Origin of the sequence: Kribbella sp. NBC_01510, from assembly GCF_045040325.1 — a bacterium.
GTDB lineage: Bacteria > Actinomycetota > Actinomycetes > Propionibacteriales > Kribbellaceae > Kribbella.
On the sequence record NZ_CP109418.1, the window covers coordinates 2528578 to 2548180 of the forward strand.

The following is a 19603-nucleotide window of genomic DNA, read 5'->3' on the forward strand; positions in this document are numbered from 1 at the left end:
AGCGGCGCGGTAGTCCGTGTCCTGGGGTGCGTTGGCCCGCCCGTTGGGGGCGGCCTCAGCTCTCTGGAGAAGTGACGTGCGATACCTCATCACCCTGGCCGTCGCGGCCACGGCTGTCGGCGGGCTGGCGTTGCCTGCTCAGGCGGCCGCTTGCGATGTCCAGTGCCAACTCGATCTGCAGCGGCAGAACGCCGTACCGCGGACGGCGTTCTACGATCCGCCGGTTCCGTTGCCCTGGGCCCCTGCGGGGGCGGTGATCCGGGCGCAGGCGACGGCTGACTACGCCGTCCCGGCGACCCGGATCCTCTATCACTCGCGGACGTCGGCCGGCCGCGACGTGGCTGCGTCGGCTGTTGTCATCGTCCCGGCGGGGAAGGCGCCGGCCGGGGGATGGCCGGTCGTGGTGGACGCGCACGGTGCGAGTGGGATCGGCCGGGACTGTGCGCCGTCGCTGATGCGCGACCTCTACCACGGCAACCAGATGCTGCGCTTCGTCGAGCGTGGGTTCGCGATCGTCGCGCCGGACTATGCGGGGCTGGGTACCGACGGTCGGCAGGAGATCGTGAACAAGACGGCCGAGTCCAACGACGTCATCTTTGCTCAGCGTGCCGCTCGGCGAGCCCAGCCGGATCTCTCCCCGCGGTGGGTCCTGTGGGGACACTCGCAAGGTGGCGGGGCCGCACTGGCCGTGGCTGAGCGGCAGCGCGTCGTACCGCAGCCCGGTTACCTCGGCACGGTCGTCACGTCGCCGGTCGCCGACTTGCCCGCCCTCGCCGCCCACGTGGTCAACACGCCTGGGTACGGCGCCTTCGCGGCGTTGCTGGCGCAGGGCGCGCACACCAGCGATCCGCTGATCCGACCGGACCGGCTGCTCACTCCAGCGGCGTACTCCCGGCTGGGGATCACTGCCATCGGTTGTCTTGGTGCAGTGTCGGCGGCGTACGGCGATCTGACCGGATCGCAACTGGTCAGTCCGGCGTACGCGACCGATCCCGCCTTTGTGCGGTATCTGCGGACCAACTCGACCGGCCACCTGCCGCTCGGTGGACCGGTTCTGCTGCTCCAGGGTGAAGCGGACACCGTCGTACCGGTGAGCGTCACCGATCAGGTCGTCGCTTCACTGTGCCGGCTCGGCACGCGCCTGGAGTACCGGACCTACCCGGGCCTCGAGCACGACACCTACCCGTGGGTGCAAGGCATCGACGACGGCGCCATGCCCGACATCCTCACCTGGACCACCGCCCGCTTCGCCAACCAACGCACCACCACAACCTGCTGAATACCCCTTCGGTAGGCAGGGCAGAGGCCCAGGTCGGCTGGTGAATCGACCTGGGCCTCTGCTGCTTGTGTTCGCGAAGAGGCGTTAGGCGTGCCGCTCCGGAGTGGTTGGACGGATGTTCTGGTTGAGCTGGAACAGGTTGGTCGGGTCGTAGGTGTTCTTGACCGCGACGAGCCGCTCGTAGGTCGCCGCCGGGTACGACGCCCGGACGATGTCCTCGTTCGTCTCGCCGGTGAAGTTCACGTACGACGCCGCGTTCGGTCCGAGCGCGGCCCCGGACGCCCGGGCCCATTGGACGGCCGTGTCGAAGCCATCCGCGTCGGGAGTCCGCGCGACCACGTTGAGGATGAACTCGCGGTCACGGGTCCCGAACGCGGTGGCGTCGGCCGGCACCCTGCCCATCGCGCCCCCGAGGTGGTGGACATGGAGCTCGGACACACCGTTCGGCACTTGGGCGTGCGCCGAGACGATCGCGTCGACGGTCGCGGCATCGCCGAGGTCGTCGAAGAACGCCGAGCGGAAGTAGTTCCGCATCCCCCGCGGGAACAGCGGATCCAGCAACGTCTGCATCGCGACGTACGGCATCGGACCGAACAGGTCGGCCACGACCGGCGCGAGTTCGCGGAACGGCTTCGTCGCCGCATCGCCGTCCTCGGTCTGCCCTGACCACATGCCGAGTACGGCGACAATCGGCTTCCCGTGCACCTCTTCCGGCAGGAACGGCAACGGCGGTGCGGTCGTCAGGTTGATGGCCAGCGACAACTCGTCGGGTGCGCCGGCAGCCGCCGTACTGAAGCCGCGAAGGACGTTCGCCGCCTGGTCGCCCGGGTAGAAGACGAGACCGGCGAAGACCGTCGGGCCGACCTCGTGAGCCTTGAACTCGAACGATGTGACGACGCCGAAGTTGCCGCCACCGCCACGCAACGCCCAGAGGAGCTCCGGGTTCTCGGTCTCGCTCGTGTGCAGATACCGCCCGTCCGCGGTGACGATGTCGGCCCCGACGAGGTTGTCGCAGGCGAGCCCGGCCCGGCGGACGAGCCAGCCGATGCCGCCCCCGAGTGTGAAGCCCGCGACCCCCGTCGTGGACACCAGGCCACCGGTGACCGCCAACCCGAATGCCTGTGCCTCGGCGTCGACGTCCCCCCAGACGCAGCCGCCTTGCGCCACGATCCGGCGCCGGTCCGGGTCGACCCGAACCGCGTTCATCGGCGACAGGTCGATCACCAGGCCGCCGTCCGTGGTCGAGAAACCGGGGATGCTGTGGCCACCGCCCCGCACAGCCAACGTCAACCCCTCGCTCCGGGCGAACTCGACAGCCCGGATGACGTCGGCCACCCCGCGACACCGCACGATCAGCGCGGGTCTCTTGTCATGCGCGGCGTTCCAGATCGACCGCGCCTCGTCGTACGACGGGTCGGACGGGCGGACCAGCTCGCCACGAAGTCCCTCGGCCAGTTCACCGAGCGTGGCCTCCCCGAGCGTGTCGTGCCGCGCTTGCGTCGTTGTCATGCGCTACTCCTGATTCGTCGTGACCAGGGTTTTTCCTGGACCTGCACGACATTAGGAAGACCGACTTCGCAATGGCTTAGCGTGACTTAGCGTGCTTGCGGGACAGGGTCGTCAGGGGTGCTGTGGCAGGGCGGCAGCCCGCGCCGTACCGATGCGGCAGCCCAGCCGGGCGAAGATCCCGGACGCTATCCGGCCGTGTCGGAAGAGTGTCTCCGTGTCACCGTCGTCGCGCGCGAGTTCGGCGGCGAGGAGCCGCGCCCACGCCTCGAGTCGCAGATAACCCTGCGGGTGAAAGGCCTCCACCACCTGCTCGGCCAGCGCCCGCGCGGCTTGGCGTTGGCCGGCGAAGAGCTCGACGACGACCAGGTTCAGCAGCGCGCCCGCCGCGCCGGGCACATCGTCGACCGCCTCGCCGCGGTCGAAGGCGACACGGGTGAGCCGCCGGCCGGCCGCGGGGTCGCCGGCCGCCGCGGACAGCAGCCCGAGGTTGGCCAGCGTCAGGTTCTCGCCGCGACGATCGCCGAGCTGCTCCCGGATCCGCAGCGCGTCGCGGAGATGCTTCTCGGCCGGCTCGAACAGTCCCTGGTCGCGCTCGATGCAGCCCAGATGGTTGAGCGCGTGGCCGAGCCCCGCCGCGTCGTCGACACGCTCGAACACCGCGACCGACCGCCGTACGGTGTCAAGCGCACCGTCGAGGTCTCCCGCCAGCCGATGGGCGTCGGCGAAGGCCGACAAGGCATAACCACGGCCGCGTACGGCGCCGACCCGACGGCCGAGCAAGAACGTCTCCTCGAATACCGGCACCATCGAGCCGTCGACGGGGGCGAGCGGCAGACACACCGTCACGGCAGGAAAGAACGGGACAGCTGTCGAGTCGATCAGGCTCAGCCGCTCGAGACATTGGGCGAATCGTTGCTGTGCCGTCTCAACGTCCTCGCGGAACAAGGCGGCCATCGCGGCCAGTTGTTGGGCGGCAGCGGCCACGGGCGCCGCTCCCAGGGAGTCGGCCTGGGCAAGTGTTTCCGTGGCGGTCTGCTCGATCTCGTTGAGGTCTCCGCTCCCGAGTAGCAGAGTGCCGCGCAGTACCCGAGCGGACACGATGTCGGCCGGGTCGTCGGACTGCTCGGCGACGGCGACACCCTCGTCTCCGAGCCCTGGGAGTCGGTCGCTCAGGCCGCTGCGGGCGTCGAGAACCGCCAGTGCGAAGATCGCCCGAACCCGATCCCGAGACGGTGCGACGGCCACTTTGAGAATGCGTTCGAGCCAGCCGGCTCCTTCGACGAAATGACCTCGCGCCAGCCAGTACTGCGAGAGGTTCACGCCGAGCAGCAAGGCCCGTTGGTGATCGTGGTGGACGGCCCATCCGAGCGCGGCGCGGAGGTTGTCGTGGTCGAGGTCGAGCGACTGCGGGCGTTCGACGGTGACGGTGGCCCGCTCCGGATCCTGGTCGCAGGCCAAGTCGAGGAAGTGCTGGAAGTGAGTTGTCTCCAGCGGCTCGACCTCGTGCGCGGCGACGAGCCGCTCCCGCGCGAACTGCCGGATGGTCTCCAGGAGGCGGTAGCGGGAACGAGGACCGTCGTGGTCGACGAGCAACAGGGACTTGTCGACCAGCCGACCGAGGCAGTCCAGCACGTCCGCGGCGGGAATCCGCTCGTCCGCGCACACTTGCTCGGCCGACGGGAGTGAGAAGCTGCCGGCGAAGACAGCGAGCCGCCGCAGCAGGACCTGCTCGTCGTCCGACAGCAAGGCGTGGCTCCACTCGAGCGCGGCTCGCAACGTCGCATGCCGAGTGATCTCACCGTGCCGGCCGAGCAGGGGGAGTGCCTCGCTCAACCGCTCGGCGATCTCCGCCGACTCGAGGTGCGACGCGCGGGCGGCGGCCAACTCCAGGGCGAGCGGGATGCCGTCGAGACGGCGGCAGATCTCCACTATCGGCGCGGCGTTGTCCGTATCGAGGACGAATCCGGGCCGGACGTCCTGCGCCCGGTCGACGAAGAGTCGTACCGAGGCCAGAGTCCCTAGCCGGCCCAGGTCGCCGGCATCCTCCGGCTCGGGGAGCTCGAGTGAGGGCACCCGGAAGGTCACCTCGCCTGGAGTGTGCAGGGGCTCGCGGCTTGTCGCGAGCACGGTGACTCCGGGGCAGCTTCGCAGTACTGCGCTGGCGAGACCGGCACAGGCGGCGAGGAGGTGTTCGCAGCTGTCCAGAACAAGGAGAAGGTTGCGTGGGGCGAGGCGGGTGATCAGTGTCCGCAACGAGTCCGAGCCTGCGGCGGGGTCCAGCCCGAGCGCGGCGGCGACCGTGTCAGGGACGAGACGTGGATCAGCCACTGGTACCAGGTCGGCGATCCAGATGCCGTCGGCGTACGAGTTGAGCAGGCGGCGAGCGGCCTCCTCGGCCAGCCGGGTCTTGCCGGCACCGCCGACCCCGGTGAGCGTGACCAGGCGGCCTCGCTCCAGCAATTTGTGGACGTCGGCGATCTCCCGTTCGCGCCCGACGAAGCTCGTCAGCGCTGGAACGAGGTTGTGGCGGGGCTGGGCTGGTGGCTCCTCGACCTCGATGCTGCCGGTCAAGAGGTCGCGGTAGACCCGTTGTGTCTCCGGGTCCGGATCGGTGCCGTACGTCGTACGCAGCTCTTGGCGTAGTCGTTCGTACTGCGCCAGTGCCTCCGACGAGCGGCCCATTGCCGCATGTCGCCGCATCAGGCTCCGGACGGCGCGCTCGTGGCGCGGGTCGATGGCGAGCGCGCGCTGCAGGGCATCCAGCGCCTCGACGTCGTGCCCTTTGTCGGCGGCCGTATCCGCGAGGTCGACGAGGACGTCGCAGAAGCTCGCCCGGAGCTCCTCCCGCGGCCCGACGGCCCAGTCCTCGAAGCGATCCTCGGGGAGGAGATCACCGGCGTACGCAGCGACAGCGGTGCGCAGGTCGGCGAGATCACCGCTGGTCCGGCCGAGCGCGGCCAACCGCTCGAAGGTCCGTACGTCGACCTCGACGAGCCCGTCCGCGAGCAGCACCACGAAGTCGTCGCGCAACTCGAGCAACCCGTTGCTCGGCTCATCGCCGGCCAGCACCCGCCGCGCAACGTGCAGCGCCTGATGCAGATTGTTCACCGCGGACACCGGAGCCCGATCAGGCCACAACGCCTCGAGCAGTACGTCGCGATGCAGCCGCTGACTCCGCGTCAACGCCAGCATCTTCACCAGCGTCCGCGCCTTCCGCAGCCGCCAGGCCCGCCCGTCGACAGGCAGCCCTCCGCGATCGACCCCGAACCCCCCAAGCAACCGAATCCGCACCATCGCCCTCCCCCGACGAAGCCTAGACACATCTCCCCCCACCGCAACCAACCTGAATACGACGGCTGCCCCTTCGGGGTTCAGTCCGGGCCCCGGTGGTGACGACGGCATGGCACGCGAAAGCATGCAGGTGTGGACAGGCCGGAGGCGATTCTGCTGGAGGCTGCAATCAACTTCCACGGCCTCACCATCGACCTATTGGTCACCAGCGAAGACATCCGCGCCTACAAACCCCGCGCAGAACCCTTCCACCTAGCCCTAGACCTTCTCGGGCTAGCGCCGACTCAAGTACTGCATATCGGTGACTCACTGGCTGCCGACGTACGCGGGGCCAACGCCCTGGGCATCCCAGTCGCCTGGGTGAACCGAAAGGCCAAGACCACGCCACCCCAAACCCACGTGCACTACGAAACCCCCGACCTGGAGTCCCTTGCGCAGCTCCTGACTCGTCAGCGCTGACTCTTCCTTGATCCGGTGCGAGCTCACCCGTCCCGGATGAGGACGGCGCCGTGCACGCCTTGCGAGATTGGCTGATCAAGAGCGTCGATTGCGAGTGGGGGCACGCCATGGTGAGTACGAGCCCAGTCGGGTCAGGGCTGTCGGCGGAGCAGATGGCGGCGGCGATCGCCCAGGTCTCGTTGGCGCCCACGGTGGACTCGCCGTTCGGGCGGCTCGAATTCTTCGACGGGGTGCCGCGACCGGACACGGTGTCGACGGCGTACGACGCGCTCGACCTGATGCGCGGCATCGACGTGTTCCTCAACGCGGTCCCGGGCGCCTCCCTGGTGGCGATGCGTCGTGGCCTGCGGTCCGCGGGCGTCACCTCGGCACGCATCATCGGCTTCACCGACCCCCGTGCCAACTCCCGGAGTCTGTTTCTGACCCCGAACACCGAAACCACCTACGGAACCACGTTCCTGGACCTCAAGGCGTGGGGCCCGACCGTGATCGAGGCGCCAGCCGAGTCGCTCTGTGTCGTCGACGACTTCTGGTTCCGCTATGTCGCCGACATGGGCATCGCCGGGCCCGATCGAGGCCAGGGCGGGAAGTACCTGTTCCTGCCACCCGGGTACGACGGTGAGGCCCCGGACGGGTACTTCGCCTACCGGTGCCCGACTTACACCAACTGGGTCGTACTCCGCGCACTCGGCGGCGTACCCGCCATGAAGCAGACCCGGATCTACCCGCTCTCGGAGGCCGCGGCGCCGGCCGACAACGAGTTCGTCAACCTGGCGGAGTCGATCTTCAACACGGTGCATAGCAACGACTTCTCCTTCTTCGAGGAGCTCGACGAGCTCGTGCAGGAGGAGCCGACGGAGGCGCTCGATGCGGAGCGCGCCGGACAGCTCGCGGCCATCGGTCTTGTCCACGGTCAGCCGTTCGCGCCCGACGACCGGATGCGCGCCATCCTCTCCCGGGCCGCCGGGATCGGCGCCGGGCTGGCGCGCACCCTCGCCTATGCGCCTCGTGACCCCGACGCCGTGCTCTACGGGTCGTGGAAGGTCGCGTTCGTCGGCGGGAGCTACGAGTTCCTCCGCAACGGCGTCCGCCTCCTCGATGCGCGCACCCAATTCCATTACCTCGCCACGGTCGTGACGCCCGCGATGGCGCACGCCCAGGTCGGTGCGGGTTCCGCCTACGCCTACACGATCCACGACAGCAACGGCGACCTCCTCGACGGATCCCGGACCTACCGGCTCCACATCGACCCGAACCCACCGGCGAAGAACTTCTGGGCCGTCGACGTCTACGACACCCAGACCCGGTCCCTGCTGCAGGTGCCTTCCACGATCTGGCCCGCCCTGGCCAGCAACACCGGCACCCTCCAGGCCAACGACGACGGCTCCTACGACCTGTACTTCGGCCCCACCGCCCCACCCGGCAAGGAGTCGAACTGGGTGGAGACAATCCCCGGCAAGTCCTGGTTCCAACTCTTCAGGCTCTACGGCCCCCTCCAAGCCTGGTTCGACCAAACCTGGAAACTCAACGAGTTCGACCCCCTCGACTGAGCCCCGCCAACTTCCTCGAAGGCGCCCCCTTGGCGAGGGTGAGCTCAGGCGGCTCGTCAGACAGCTTTGAGGGCGTCTTCGAAGTGGTGGACGAGGGATTCGGATGGGTATCGGGATCGGAGTTCCTGGTCCAGTTCGCCGGCGATCATCAGGAGATGCAGGCGGGACTGGCGGCCGTCCTTCAAGCCGTTGAGGCCGAGATCGACGGCCTGTTCGAGGTCGCCTTGTCGGCCGGCTATGAAGCCGAGGGTGATCCGGCATTCGGAGACGCGCATCGGGCTCAGCTCGGTTCCGTCCGGCGCGAGGTTGTCGCGAATGACGGTCTCGGCATGCTGCCTGGCCATCTCGTCGTCACCGGCGATGCGGTGGACGTCCATCGAGTAGCAGTCCCACTTCGCAGGGTCTACCTTGAAGTGATTGTCAGGGCGGTCCGGATGGGGCAGCTGGTCTAGCATTTCACGGCCAGACTCCAGCAATCCTTGCAGTCCAGCTTCACGGAGACGCGCCCTGGCCTTCGCCTCCTGGGCGATCAGCTGGACATGAACACTCGACGTCTTCGCGACAGCCTGACCCTGCTGTGCCGCCGCGATCGCCCGACGGAAGCGTCCTTGGGTCAGGGCGAACCACGCCGTCATCTCATGGCCCCAGCCCGCGATCTCCGGGTGACCCGCCTCGAGCCCGAGTTGAAGGGCCGCAGTCCGCGTCGATTCCGCGGCGGCCCGCAGACCGAGGTCGTACTCGACGCAACCAGCTAGCAGCGCCAGCCAGCCGCCTGCAACCAAGAGCTCCTGATGTGCCTTCAAGCCAACCGGGCGCATGAGGAGACCGCCAACGTGATCGAGCCAGGCGTGAGCCTCCTCGCGCAGCTCCAGAGCATCGCGGCGGCTGTACTGGCAACAGAGATCCTCGACTGTGGAACGGAGGATCTCCAGCGTGTGCGGCGTTGTGTCGCTGGCTTGCATCCGCTGAACCAGCTCCGCCGTCTGCCACGGCACCTCATCGAGTTTGAGGAGCGCCGCGTTGCGGGCCGCCGCTATCAGCTCACCCTTGGCTCTGAGGGCCCGGTCGCACGCACTGATCAAGGCGTCCGTTGGTGCCTTCCGATCGTTCTCAACGTTGCTCAGGTGCCCACGGCTGAAGTGCGTGGCCATGCTGAGGTCACCGAGCGACCACCCGTGATGCTCGCGGAATTCACGCAGCCGGTCACCGAAGGTCATGCCCCCAAGTCTCCCTCAGCTCTCACCCAGGAACTGGTCAGGGCGCTGGTACCCCTGGGCTCACCGGTTACCGGCGGTTGTCGACATACCCCTGTCCCGACGCCCCTGACCACACCATCCCTCAGCCGAGCCGCCCTCCGCCGGGACCGATCTGCGCGAGGGTACGCCGTGTTGATCCAGGAGCTCGCATGATCGACGCTCTGAGCCCCTATCGATCTTCATCACCCGGGATCAACCCGGCGTGTGTCTGGACCACCGCAGTGCTGCAATTGCGCGACACCTCGAGCTGCTGCACCCAGTGCCGGAGAGTGAGACCGCCGGCAACGACGTCTGCGGCGCGGGGCCTCACCTGACCGCTCACGAGCGGGACGAGTGAAGGCAGTTGGATGGAGAGACCGCGATTGGTTCCCCGCCAATGACGTGATCCGGCGAACAGTCCTTTGCGCCCCTCGCGTTGGCAAACTGGGTGCGTGCTTGACCGACAAACGCTGATCCGTCCAGCCCGCATCGACGACGACGAACGTGTCTGGCCCCTCGCTCGGGAGTTTGCGACCTCGTTCAGATCCGAACGCGCCGCATTCGACGCCGCCTGGCCTCAACTGGTCGGCGCCCCGCACACACTCCTGCTGGTGGCAGAGACCCCGGAGGGCGAGATCGTCGGCTACCTGCTGGGCAACAGCCATCTCACCTTCCTCGCCAACGGACGCGTCGCCTGGGTCGAGGAACTCATGGTCGACGGACAGGCGCGACGCTCCGGCGTTGGACGCCACCTGATGGAACACGCCGAGCAGTGGGCGCGATCCATCGGCGCCGCCTACCTCGCTCTCGCCAGCCGCCAAGCCGGACCCTTCTACCTAGCCCTCGACTACGAAGACTCCGCCGTCTTCTACAAGAAGACGCTGAGCTAGATCCCACGCCCGAACTCCTGCTCCTGATCCAAGACCTTCAGATGACCGTGATCGACGCAGCCCCCGGCGAACCCCTGCGCGAACTCACCCTCGACCCCATCAAGGCCTAGCAACCCCCCGCGCCCCCCACCCGGCCCCAAGCAAGAAGCCCCGAACCCAAATGAGGGTTCGGAGCTATGCCGATGTCCTGAGACATCACATGGCGCGCTCGAAGGGATTCGAACCCCAACCTTCTGGTCCGTCATGCAAACGCCTGAGCAGGTCGACGAGCCCCTGCTCGACGATGTGGCTGAGTCCCACGGAGTGCGTCTTGATCAAGCCGCTCCGATGGCGACGGGAACTTCCTGACGTTGGCTTAGCGAGACAGCGAGGTTATTATCTGATTAGATAACGGATCTAGAGGTGCCAAGATGGACAAGGACAGTCGGGCGGTCAGTGAACGGCTCAACCGCGCCCTTGCGGAGAGCGGGCTGTCTCAGGCTGCGTTCGCCGCTGCCCTCGGCACTTCCGCTTCCCGCTTCTCCACTTACCGTTCTGGCAGGACCAAGCCGACGGCGCAGTTCTTCCTGCGGGCTGGACGGATTGCTCATGCCCTTCATGCAGCACGTGAGTACCGGATCATGACTGCCCCGGCTACCGCGCTGGCTATTCGCGAGGCGAGTGATGAGGATTGGGCGTGGCGGATGCTGCTTCAGGGCCGTGACCACCTGCGCTTGCTGTTACACCGTCACGATGGCTCCGAAGCTGCATGGGAGGCAGCGCCAACCACGACTGGTCACGCGGGCTTCGATGCCTTGCTCGCCGTCCTGACTGCGCACGAGTTCAAGGCGGCAGGCGAAGATCCGCCCGAATGGAGCAAGGTGAAGGCTCTCTCGGATCCATGGGTTCCCGAGCATCCGTTCCTGGAGCGCGACGAGATCATCGAGCAAACTCCGGACTACCTGGCGCGGGCCAACATCTTTGTCCCTGCTCGCGACTTGATGACTGCATGACCGACACGCGTAACGCTGAACACCCGAGCCGGCGCCTGGATGCCACCGCTGCCGGAAGGCGCATTGCAACGCAGCGACACACCCGATCTGCGCATGACCTGCCGCACGATCTCCCGTGAGCGGAGCTAGTCGGACGAACTCATCGATGCGGCAGTGACTGTGCATCCGCACTCTGCTGGTGATCGGGTCTGTGGAGATGTGATGGCGGCGCCCGGCTTCCTCTTCGGGCAGCGGAGCAAAGAGTGGCGGGCGCGCGCGGGATACGGAGAGGTGGCCGAGCAACCGGACGTACTTGCGGCATGTCCCCGGAACCACGAAAGGCCTGGTCTGCTTGGCCTTCAGTCTGCGAGTTCGGACGGATTCGAACCCCCGACCTTCTGATCCGCAGTCGAGTTCAAACCGTTCGTCCCTGGCCACTTCGCGCTTGGCCGCAGGTAGCGATCTGGCGGATTGTCGACGTCCGTCCGATCCGTTCGGTGCCGCTGTTAGCGAGGCCGTTAGCGGCAGTCGCGATCACCTGGCAGCATGCGGATCATGTCTATCGACTACGGACAACCGATTGGCCAGGTCTTGGGCGACGGATTTCGAGTGCCCGAGTTGCTGCCAGGTTGGACCGCTCTGGAAGGCATCGTGCTGGTCAAGTGCCTGGACGCCGAAGGCCACCCAAGCTGGGCGTTCCGCGAGACCGACGGTATGAACATCGAGGAAGTCATCGGCGTTCTCACCATTCAACTGGACATGCTGCGCGAACGGGCCGTCGATGCATTTCGCGAGGACGACGACTAGCTGCCCGCAGGGTTGCGCGTCTGCTCGGTGATCACCAAGTCAGCTCGCGTCTTGTGCCGGTCGGTCGCTTTGCCCTGAAACAGGGCGGACGGGTAGTCGCTCAGATCCAACCTCCTGACGGTCATACGTCGCTGCTCGTAGTACCGGTGGAGGCCGGTACCGTCGTTCCGGACCAAGTCATTTGCCAGGTTCTCCGGCTCGCATGCACGCTTTGGGGTCCTGAGGTTGCGGCCGTGCTCGAGCGGGCTCGCGGCTACCCCTTCGTCGTTCGATCGAGCCAGTCCAGGTAGGCGGCGGAGCCTGCGGTGATCAGTACAGCGCTCACCTCGGGGTTGGCCCACGAGTGTTGCTCCAGCAGGTGAGCCTCAAGCTCGGCGTACCGGCGCTCCGTGGTCTTCAACAGGACCTTCCTCTCTTCACCTTCGCCGTACTGGCCTTCGTGCCAGAAGACCGATACGACGGGGCCCACAACCTGCGCACTCGCCGCAAGGCCGGCGCCGACCGCCGAACCTGCGAGCTGGACCGTCTCGTCACGAGTCGCCGTCGCCGTATAGACCTGCAAGTAGCCAGACACGCCGCCGAGCTTAGGTGGGACGATACGACCTGCCCCGCGAGCGTCGCGTGTCTCCTAGTCGACCTGTCGGGGCAGAGCGCTAGCGTCCCGTGGGTGCCGCACTACCCGCCGCCGGCGAGACCGCTCGGCCCCGACGCTGGGGGCCAATGGGTCCACCGCTGGACATCACCAGAGTGGACGGAGACCGCAGATGCTTGGGTTGGTTGTCGCCTCGCCGAGCGTGGTCGCCGGATCAGCGGCGAGCCGGTTACGTACCGGGCCCGCTTCTGGTCCGTGGTCCGCTGCTATCCGTCCGTCGAGGGATTGGTGTGGTTCAAGGAGAACAATCCTGGCCACCGATTCGAGGCCGGTTTGGTCGCTGCGTTGGCGCGCCTCGCGCCAGAGGACGTGATCGTGCCGATCGCAATCGATCGCGAACGCAGTTGGCTGCTCACGGACGATCAGGGAACGACGCTCACGCATCTTGACGTTGATGATCAGCCGACGCGTTGCATCGTCGTACGCGCGCTGGCCCGCCTTCAGTGCGCCTTCCTCGGCCGCCTCAATGTGACTGAGCGCTCCGGGATCATCGAGCTTGCACCCAGCACGGCCGGTAACCGAGTGCGAGCCGTGGCCCAGGAGTGGGCGTCGCTGCAGCTCGGACATCCGTTGCGGCCCGGGCCAGACATGCTGAAACGAGCTGAGGCTGCCGCTGAGGTATTGGATCGACGGATCGCGTCCCTCAGCGACATCGTTCCGCTCGACCTGGAGCTCAACGATGTGTACCCCGCGAACATCTTTGCCGAGCGCTCGACTGGCGCACTCCGGCCGCGGTTCTTCGACTTCGGCAACGCGATCTGGGGTCATCCATTCGTCTCGCTGCACGGCTTCCTCGAAGCAGTGGTCGAATGGACCGGAGCGCCCTTGTCTCGCGCACACCGCGACGAGCTGTTCGACATCTACGTGACGGTTTGGCGTGACCATCTCGACGCCGACCCCCAGGTGCTGCGGAGCGACCTCGCCGCCACTGAGGCGCTGGTCGGTGTGCACCGGCTCGTCTCGTGGTTACGTCTCGTTCCGTACGCCGATCCGATCGAGATCCAAGCACGAGCCGAGATACCCAGGAACTATCTGGCGAGTGTCGCCGCGCTGGCGAGCTAGTGCCGTCCTTCGAACGACGGCAAACCCCCGAGGCCCGGTCCGGTGCTGAAAGAGCGCGCCTGAGGGGCAGTCGCCGAGGTCGAGGGTGCGGACGTGTGCTTGCCGGCGGACGATGAGGCGGTGCACTTACTCGCCGGGTTGGCCTGTACGCCGGGGTCCACAGCGCGGTCCGGAGAAGGTGTCCAAGGCCACGCTGGTTAGTCCGATCGCGAGCCACGAGTGTCGACTCCACGGTGTGGTCGACAAAGTCGACGCGCGGGATGAATCTGCTCGGCTGTTTACGTCGTTGTGTGTAGGACCCCGGGTCCAAGGAACGCTCGCCGACGGCGAGTCGGCGACGCTACGGGGGTAGTCACGCGGCGGTAGCCCTGTTGGGTCATCGGGCGAGGGATCGGGGGATCATGGCGGTCGCCTGCCGGGACCTGTGGCCCTGGCTGCGCCATCGAGGACGGCGCAATCTGAATGCAGGACGGTGGCCAGGTAGGCCACCCGCGGGCAGACGGAGAACACGATGCACCACGATTTGGCACCCACAACGCACACGGCCGAGCTGCTCCAGATCCACGAGATCAACGCTGCCCTCGCGGCCGGTCACCGCGTCACCGCAGGCTCCGCGAGCGTCCCCGAGACGGTGCCTGGGGACGCCGTCCTGCGGTACCTCGAGGCGACCGGCCCGCCGTCCTACCCCTACATCTACGGTCACTTCAGCCAGCCGGGCATCGATGACACGATGCGGGTCGAGCTGCACACGGCGCAGCTGCGCGCCATCAGTCACCAGTTGTCACTTCGCTCACACATCTGGGGTCTCTTACCCAGCTCAGTCCGGCCGGGCGGACGAAAGTTCAGCTGACCCAAGCGAGCCGCCCTGCCCCCCGGAAACACCGAAGCCCAGGTCAGACCGGGTCTGCCTGGGCTTGATGGTTTGCGCGCTCGGAGGGATTCGAACCCCCAACCTTCTGATCCGTAGGAGCCTGCACACCTCGATCCCCTCGGCCACGCTTCACACGTTCATGCAGCCAGCGGTGCCGACCAACGCACCTCGTTAGCGGTCGTTGGGGTCGGACTGGGGTCATTGGTGACCTCCTCATTACGAGTCCGTTGCCCTGAGCCCCAACTCCGCGACGACCCCCGACCTTGAGCACTGATCGTGCTCAGTGGCCGGGGGTCGTTGACGGCTGTTAAGTGCCTTTCGGGGGCACCTCGGGGGCACCGCCTTCTGATCCGAGTCGAGTTCAACGCGTCCATCGTTGACCACTGCACGCCTGAGCGCACCCGCCGATCTGACGGAATGTCCAGGGTTGTCCGGCGCGATCCGTGGACGCTGTTAGCAAGCGGCCGGACCGCTCCGAAACGGTTGATCGGCCTACCCTGTGCACATGACCGCTGATCCGCCCTGGCTAGTTGCCGTAGCCACGCTGTCTCTCGCGGCTGTCAGTTGGTGGGCACCGATTCGTGAGATGGAGGCTCCGTGGCCAGCGATGGTGGGCTTCTACGGCGGATTCTTCGGCGCCGCCATCGCGGGTGATGCCGGGCACTGGCTGCTGGCAGAGCTCGGGCTCGCGGTGGCGGTGGTAGCAACCGCGTGGCTCGTGGCGCGATGGTGGGTCGCCAGGCGGAGCGGGAAGTCCGAAGACGGTCCCCCGAGACACCGCCGGTCAGGCCGCAGGGGCTCTGAGTTCTGAGGCGGCACCTGCCCACAGGTCGCCCTTGTGTCTTCCCGTCTGCCGTTCAGCCCACGCGTAGCGCGATCAGGAGACACCAGAGGGGCCAAGATGGAGCGCCCCGCTGGACGAACGATCTTGGCCCCTCTGGTGGCTCCTGATAGGTCCTGACTGGGCTGAGCGGCAGACGGGAAGACGCACCCCGACCCCGACCAAAGCGCCGGCCGATTCCGACCGTCATCCCGGAGTCGTGAGGCCCCGGCCGGAGGCATTGCTCTTGGCTCTCCTGAAAGACACCGAGAGCGGGCGCGGGCGGTGAACGGCCGGAGGCCGCATGCGCACGTCCGCGCCGCGCGCCGAAGGCGCGCCTTGATCCAAGAGAGCCAAATTCGGCAATAGTAGATCCAGCGGTGAGCCAAGAAGACCGCTGGTCAACCCGATGTTGTCGATGCCAGAAAGGATCAGAATCCATGAGTGATAGCGAGGCCAGTTCGCGTGCAGAGGCGGCTGCACGACGTGCGGAGGAAGCGGCGAGGGAAGCGGCGAGGGCGGCACACGAGGCAGCGAGGAAGGCCGCCGAACAAGCCCAACAAGATGCAAGGCGAAATCAGGAGATCCGAGACGCTGCGCGCGGCGGGGAGGGCGCAGGCCCTGGAAAGCTTGAGGACTGACGTTGATCCCTGAAGGCGTAGCCACCCTGTATGGCTTCCTTGGCCTGGTCGCACCCGGTCTCCTCTTTCAGTTGCTTCGCGAGAAGACCAGACCAGGCCTAGAGGAGACCGCGTTTCGGGAGGCCAGCCGCATCGCCTTTACGAGCTTGGCCTTTACGACGGCGGCCGTCAGCCTGCTTGCGCTCCTGAGTCTGTTGATACCGAGCGCGTTCGTCGATCTCGCCACATGGATTGGCGACGGAAGCGACTACTTGAAGGGCCACCTTTGGACGGCGGCCCTGTCTGTGCTGCTGACTGTCGCTCTTGCCTGCGGGCTCGCGGCGTTGACCAACTATTGGTTGGTGCGCCAAATGGATGACGACGATGACGCCTCGATTGTGAAGACGAGCATCTGGTATCAGCTTTTTCGTGGCGACTTGCCTAAGGATAAGGTCGCTTGGGTCCAGGCGGAGCTGTCCGACGGCACGCGAATCTGGGGATACGTGGACTTTTACACGGTTGGACAGGTCATCGGCGAGCGAGAAATTTCGTTCAAGGGCCCCGGCCTGACCGTCCTACGGAAGGGCGAGGCGAAGCAGGAGGAGGCAGAGAAGGACAGCTACTGGAAGTACGTAGTCGTCAAAGCTTCTGACGTTCTGATGATGAAGATTACCCATGAGCAGAAGAAGGGCACAGCGACGGCTACCGGCCAGTGAGTGGTTAGCCCGACGTATCGACTAACGACCTCGGGTCGGTAGATTGCGCGACTGTTCGGCGATCACCAAGTCCGCTCGCGCGCCATGCCTGTCGGTCGCCTTGCGCTGGAACAGTGCACCGGATGGGTAATCACCTAGATCGAGCGTCCGGACGTGGCTGAACCCGCGCTGCTCGTAGTAGCGGTGCAGACCAACGTTGTCGGTCCACACGTCGATCCGGACCCAGTCGTTGCCGAGTTCTCCGGCTCGCTTGCAGGCCCACTCGATCACGTCGGTGCCGAGTCCTGAGTACTTGCGCCGGACGATGAGCCGGTGGAGATACATGGACGGTTGCTGCTGCTCCTCGGGCGTCCAGAGCTTGGGGTCGGAGAAGGAGTCGAGCGCGACCGTGGCGGCGGTGGCTCCGTCGTTGTCGCGGACCATCCATGTCTCTCCGGCCCGGATGCTGCTGAGGATGCGCTCGGACTGTGCCTCGGGCGTCGGCCAGGCGGCGGCCCACTGGTTGATGCCCTGCTTGGCGAGCCAGTCGCTGGCCTCCTGGCGCATCGCGAGGATGGCCGGCAGGTCGTCGATGGTCGCTTGTTCGATGATCACGAGGCGTATCCGTTCTCGCCGTGGTACCCGCTGATATCGCCGAGCTCGTAGACGAGCCGGTTGCGGTCACCGGCGAAGATCGTCAGCGTGAGTCGAAGCGGTCGGGTGTCGCTGTATGTCGTGCGCACGTAGACGAGGACGGGTGTGCCGATGCCAAGTCCAAGCTTTCGCGACTCGTCCGGCCGGGGCATCCGTGTCGTGACCTCGTCGATGTAGCCGATCTCGACGTGTCCTTTGGCTGCCATGGCTCGGATCGCTCCGCCTGCTACGTCGTGCGGGGTGAGCAGGCCGCACTCCTGAGCGATGTCCATCGGGTAGTAGCTGTCCTGCAAGCTCGATGGATCCCCGTCGACCTGGCGGACGAAGGATCGGGACACGAGCGAGTCGCCCTCGTCGACGCTCAGCCGCTCGGCCAGCTCCGGTGACGCCGGGACGATCCGCATCTCAAAGTCGCGGTACGCCGACTTGTGCCCCTGCGCGGCCTGCTCGGCGTGGAAGGCGTCGACCTGGTCGCTGGACATCCGGTCGCGGCTCTCGGCCCAGCTCGCGTGATAGGTCGTGATGACCTGCTCGCGCACGATCGTGCCGCGCCCCTGGGTGCTCGTGATCATGCCCTCGTTCTGGAGCTGGGCGAAGGCAAGCCGGACGGTGTTGCGGGAGACGCCGTACTGCTCGCGCATCTCGGCCTCGGTCGGCAGGCGGTCCCCGGCCTTGAGCTGGCCGCCGCGAATCTGCTCGCGAAGGTCGGCCGCGATCTGCCGATAGAGCGGGTCTGACTGCGCCATGTCCATGCCTTCCAAAAGTTGTCCCAACAAATGGTCTCATCCCTCTTGACCCGGCACCAATCTGTACCTAAGGTCGGTGATGTACCAAAGGTTGGTACGAATCGAAGAGTGAAGGTGAGATCACACCATGGCGATGCCCCGCAAGATCAAGGTGACCTTCGATGACGCTTTCCCGTACGGCGCGTACGCGGTCTCGGCCGTGACCGAGGTGAGGGACTTCGACCGCTCGACGAAGGACCGCGCAGTCTTCGCGACCGACGAGGAGACCGGTCTGCCGATCTGGTCGGTCGATGTCATCGACGGCGACCCCGACGCCCGCAAGGCCGACCGGACGGTGTCGATCAAGATCCTGTCCAAGGTGCAGCCGGTTCTGCCCGCCCACGCCCCGGGCAGCCCGTTCACTCAGGTGGTCTTCGAGGGCATGACGGCGACCCCGTACGTGGCGGAGACCGGAAACGGTCGGGCCCGGCTGGCGTGGTCGTTCCGGGCCACTGAGGTCCGGGCTCCGCGCAACTCCGCCGCCGCGAACAAGCCTGCGGCCTGAGAGCGGTGACGGACATGTACGACGAACTCACCGCGCGTGTCTCGGTCGGGGTCCACCTTCGGCCGACCACTGGCCTCAGGGTGTCCAGTTTCCCTCGCGCCGCGACCGGTTCGCCGTTCGTATCGATGCAGATCGGCGACGGGGCCGGAGAGGTCGCGGTGATGACTCACGAGTTGGCCGATCTGGACCGCCTTGGTGACCTGGTCGCCGAGGCTCGGCAGTCGCTCGCGTCAATGCTCACCAGCGGCACCGCTTGGGAGCGGCACGATGACCCGACCGTCGAGGACAACCCGCTTGACGACGATTCGGACGACTTCGAGGACGACGAAGGCGACGACGACTCTTTGGATGACTCTGGCTCCCGACTGCTGTACGCGGAGGGGTGGATCTGATGCCGCTGTTCGCGACTCGGCGTGACCTGGACGTGTGGGCTGACTCGCTCGGGGCCGCCAACGATGACGAGGCGGTCGGGGTCCTTCAGCGGCTGCTGGGTCGTCTGCTGGATGGTCAGGACCGGGTCCGGTCTGCGGCCCGCGCCGTGTCTGGTGCTCCGAGCAAGGACCTGCAAGGCGAGCTGAGCACGGCGCTGGGCCGGATCGACTTGTCGGTCATCGCGGTCGAGGACGCCTTGCGCGGCTTCCGGATCCACGAGAGGCGGTGACACCAATGGCTGTAACTCCGAAAGGTCGGCTCCTGGTCGCCTGGGCGAAGGCGCTCGGTGTCGACAACGACCTGGACGCGATCGTCGAGCTGCACCGGCTGATGAACCAGCTCGACGACGCCAGATCCGTTCTACAGAAGGCCAACCGGCTTCTCGTGAACGCACCCGACCCTGACGCGGCACGCGGTTGCGTCCTCGCGATGGGTTCCCTGGAACGGGCAGGCGCAGAACTGCTCACGGTCGAACGGCGATTCCACAAGCACGAACGAGGACGGGGCTGATGAGCG

At 66.7% G+C, this 19603-nt stretch carries 20 protein-coding genes; 13 read left to right on the top strand and 7 right to left on the bottom strand.

Translation table 11 applies throughout. The features are described from left to right. The first annotated feature begins 76 nt into the window (after positions 1-76). Positions 77-1279 (top strand): alpha/beta hydrolase family protein, encoded by a 1203-nt coding sequence (locus OG558_RS12570; protein WP_405070379.1) that lies wholly within the window; start codon positions 77-79, stop codon positions 1277-1279. Positions 1280-1363: 84 nt separating this feature from the next. On the opposite strand, the gene OG558_RS12575 is transcribed toward OG558_RS12570, so the two are convergent. Together OG558_RS12575 and OG558_RS12580 are read right to left on the bottom strand one after the other, a co-directional pair. Further along, positions 1364-2788, bottom strand: a complete 1425-nt coding sequence (locus OG558_RS12575; RefSeq protein WP_405070380.1) for an FAD-binding oxidoreductase — start codon at positions 2786-2788, stop codon at positions 1364-1366. Positions 2789-2899: 111 nt separating this feature from the next. Beyond that, positions 2900-6082, bottom strand: a complete 3183-nt coding sequence (locus OG558_RS12580) for a BTAD domain-containing putative transcriptional regulator (RefSeq protein WP_405070381.1) — start codon at positions 6080-6082, stop codon at positions 2900-2902. Positions 6083-6211: 129 nt separating this feature from the next. Between OG558_RS12580 and OG558_RS12585 the strand changes: the two genes are divergently transcribed. Next, complete coding sequence (locus OG558_RS12585) at positions 6212-6538, top strand: HAD family hydrolase (protein WP_405070382.1); 327 nt, start codon at positions 6212-6214, stop codon at positions 6536-6538. A gap of 110 nt (positions 6539-6648) precedes the next feature. Next, positions 6649-8088 carry a DUF1254 domain-containing protein gene (locus OG558_RS12590; RefSeq protein WP_405070383.1) on the top strand — a complete coding sequence of 480 codons (1440 nt, stop codon included), beginning with the start codon at positions 6649-6651 and terminating at the stop codon, positions 8086-8088. Between the two features lie 56 nt (positions 8089-8144). Here the strand turns inward: OG558_RS12590 and OG558_RS12595 are convergent, their stop codons facing one another. Then, a complete protein-coding gene (locus tag OG558_RS12595; RefSeq protein ID WP_405070384.1) occupies positions 8145-9305 on the bottom strand; it encodes a helix-turn-helix domain-containing protein in 1161 nt (386 codons plus the stop codon). A 470-nt stretch (positions 9306-9775) separates the two neighbouring features. Between OG558_RS12595 and OG558_RS12600 the strand changes: the two genes are divergently transcribed. The 3 genes from OG558_RS12600 to OG558_RS12610 all read left to right on the top strand — a co-directional run bounded on the left by OG558_RS12600 (position 9776) and on the right by OG558_RS12610 (position 11991). Next, a complete protein-coding gene (locus OG558_RS12600) occupies positions 9776-10213 on the top strand; it encodes a GNAT family N-acetyltransferase (protein WP_405070385.1) in 438 nt (145 codons plus the stop codon). A gap of 410 nt (positions 10214-10623) precedes the next feature. Beyond that, entirely contained in the window at positions 10624-11205 is a 582-nt protein-coding gene (locus OG558_RS12605) for a helix-turn-helix domain-containing protein (RefSeq protein WP_405070386.1), read from the top strand. A gap of 534 nt (positions 11206-11739) precedes the next feature. Continuing rightward, entirely contained in the window at positions 11740-11991 is a 252-nt protein-coding gene (locus OG558_RS12610) for a hypothetical protein (RefSeq protein ID WP_329483402.1), read from the top strand. On the opposite strand, the gene OG558_RS12615 is transcribed toward OG558_RS12610, so the two are convergent. Both OG558_RS12615 and cutA read right to left on the bottom strand, forming a co-directional pair. After that, entirely contained in the window at positions 11988-12116 is a 129-nt protein-coding gene (locus OG558_RS12615; RefSeq protein ID WP_329483403.1) for a hypothetical protein, read from the bottom strand. The two genes, OG558_RS12610 and OG558_RS12615, sit on opposite strands and share 4 nt — an antisense overlap. A gap of 128 nt (positions 12117-12244) precedes the next feature. Next, positions 12245-12565: a divalent-cation tolerance protein CutA gene (gene cutA, locus OG558_RS12620; protein WP_405070387.1), complete on the bottom strand. Its 321-nt coding sequence runs from the start codon at positions 12563-12565 to the stop codon at positions 12245-12247. A 393-nt stretch (positions 12566-12958) separates the two neighbouring features. Between cutA and OG558_RS12625 the strand changes: the two genes are divergently transcribed. From OG558_RS12625 to OG558_RS12635, 3 genes are all read left to right on the top strand, one after another. Continuing rightward, on the top strand, positions 12959-13705 hold the full coding sequence (locus OG558_RS12625) for a hypothetical protein (protein WP_405070388.1): 747 nt from the start codon (positions 12959-12961) through the stop codon (positions 13703-13705). A gap of 511 nt (positions 13706-14216) precedes the next feature. Beyond that, the gene (locus tag OG558_RS12630) at positions 14217-14555 is read left to right on the top strand and encodes a hypothetical protein (RefSeq protein ID WP_405070389.1); all 339 of its coding nucleotides are present in this window, start codon (positions 14217-14219) and stop codon (positions 14553-14555) included. Positions 14556-16039: 1484 nt separating this feature from the next. Beyond that, entirely contained in the window at positions 16040-16732 is a 693-nt protein-coding gene (locus OG558_RS12635; RefSeq protein ID WP_405070390.1) for a DUF6338 family protein, read from the top strand. Positions 16733-16753: 21 nt separating this feature from the next. Here the strand turns inward: OG558_RS12635 and OG558_RS12640 are convergent, their stop codons facing one another. Together OG558_RS12640 and OG558_RS12645 are read right to left on the bottom strand one after the other, a co-directional pair. After that, on the bottom strand, positions 16754-17326 hold the full coding sequence (locus tag OG558_RS12640) for a GNAT family N-acetyltransferase (protein ID WP_405070391.1): 573 nt from the start codon (positions 17324-17326) through the stop codon (positions 16754-16756). Continuing rightward, on the bottom strand, positions 17323-18111 hold the full coding sequence (locus tag OG558_RS12645; RefSeq protein WP_405070392.1) for a GntR family transcriptional regulator: 789 nt from the start codon (positions 18109-18111) through the stop codon (positions 17323-17325). The genes OG558_RS12640 and OG558_RS12645 overlap by 4 nt, the downstream gene beginning before the upstream one ends. 127 nt (positions 18112-18238) lie before the next feature. Here OG558_RS12645 and OG558_RS12650 point away from each other — a divergent pair, with 127 nt between their 5' ends. The 4 genes from OG558_RS12650 to OG558_RS12665 all read left to right on the top strand — a co-directional run bounded on the left by OG558_RS12650 (position 18239) and on the right by OG558_RS12665 (position 19597). After that, positions 18239-18655: a hypothetical protein gene (locus OG558_RS12650; RefSeq protein ID WP_405070393.1), complete on the top strand. Its 417-nt coding sequence runs from the start codon at positions 18239-18241 to the stop codon at positions 18653-18655. Positions 18656-18816: 161 nt separating this feature from the next. Further along, entirely contained in the window at positions 18817-19047 is a 231-nt protein-coding gene (locus OG558_RS12655; RefSeq protein ID WP_405070394.1) for a hypothetical protein, read from the top strand. Next, the gene (locus OG558_RS12660) at positions 19047-19316 is read left to right on the top strand and encodes a hypothetical protein (RefSeq protein WP_405070395.1); all 270 of its coding nucleotides are present in this window, start codon (positions 19047-19049) and stop codon (positions 19314-19316) included. The genes OG558_RS12655 and OG558_RS12660 overlap by 1 nt, the downstream gene beginning before the upstream one ends. A 5-nt stretch (positions 19317-19321) precedes the next feature. After that, positions 19322-19597, top strand: coding sequence for a hypothetical protein (locus OG558_RS12665; RefSeq protein ID WP_360143377.1), 276 nt, complete (start codon positions 19322-19324; stop codon positions 19595-19597). Positions 19598-19603 lie beyond the last annotated feature (6 nt).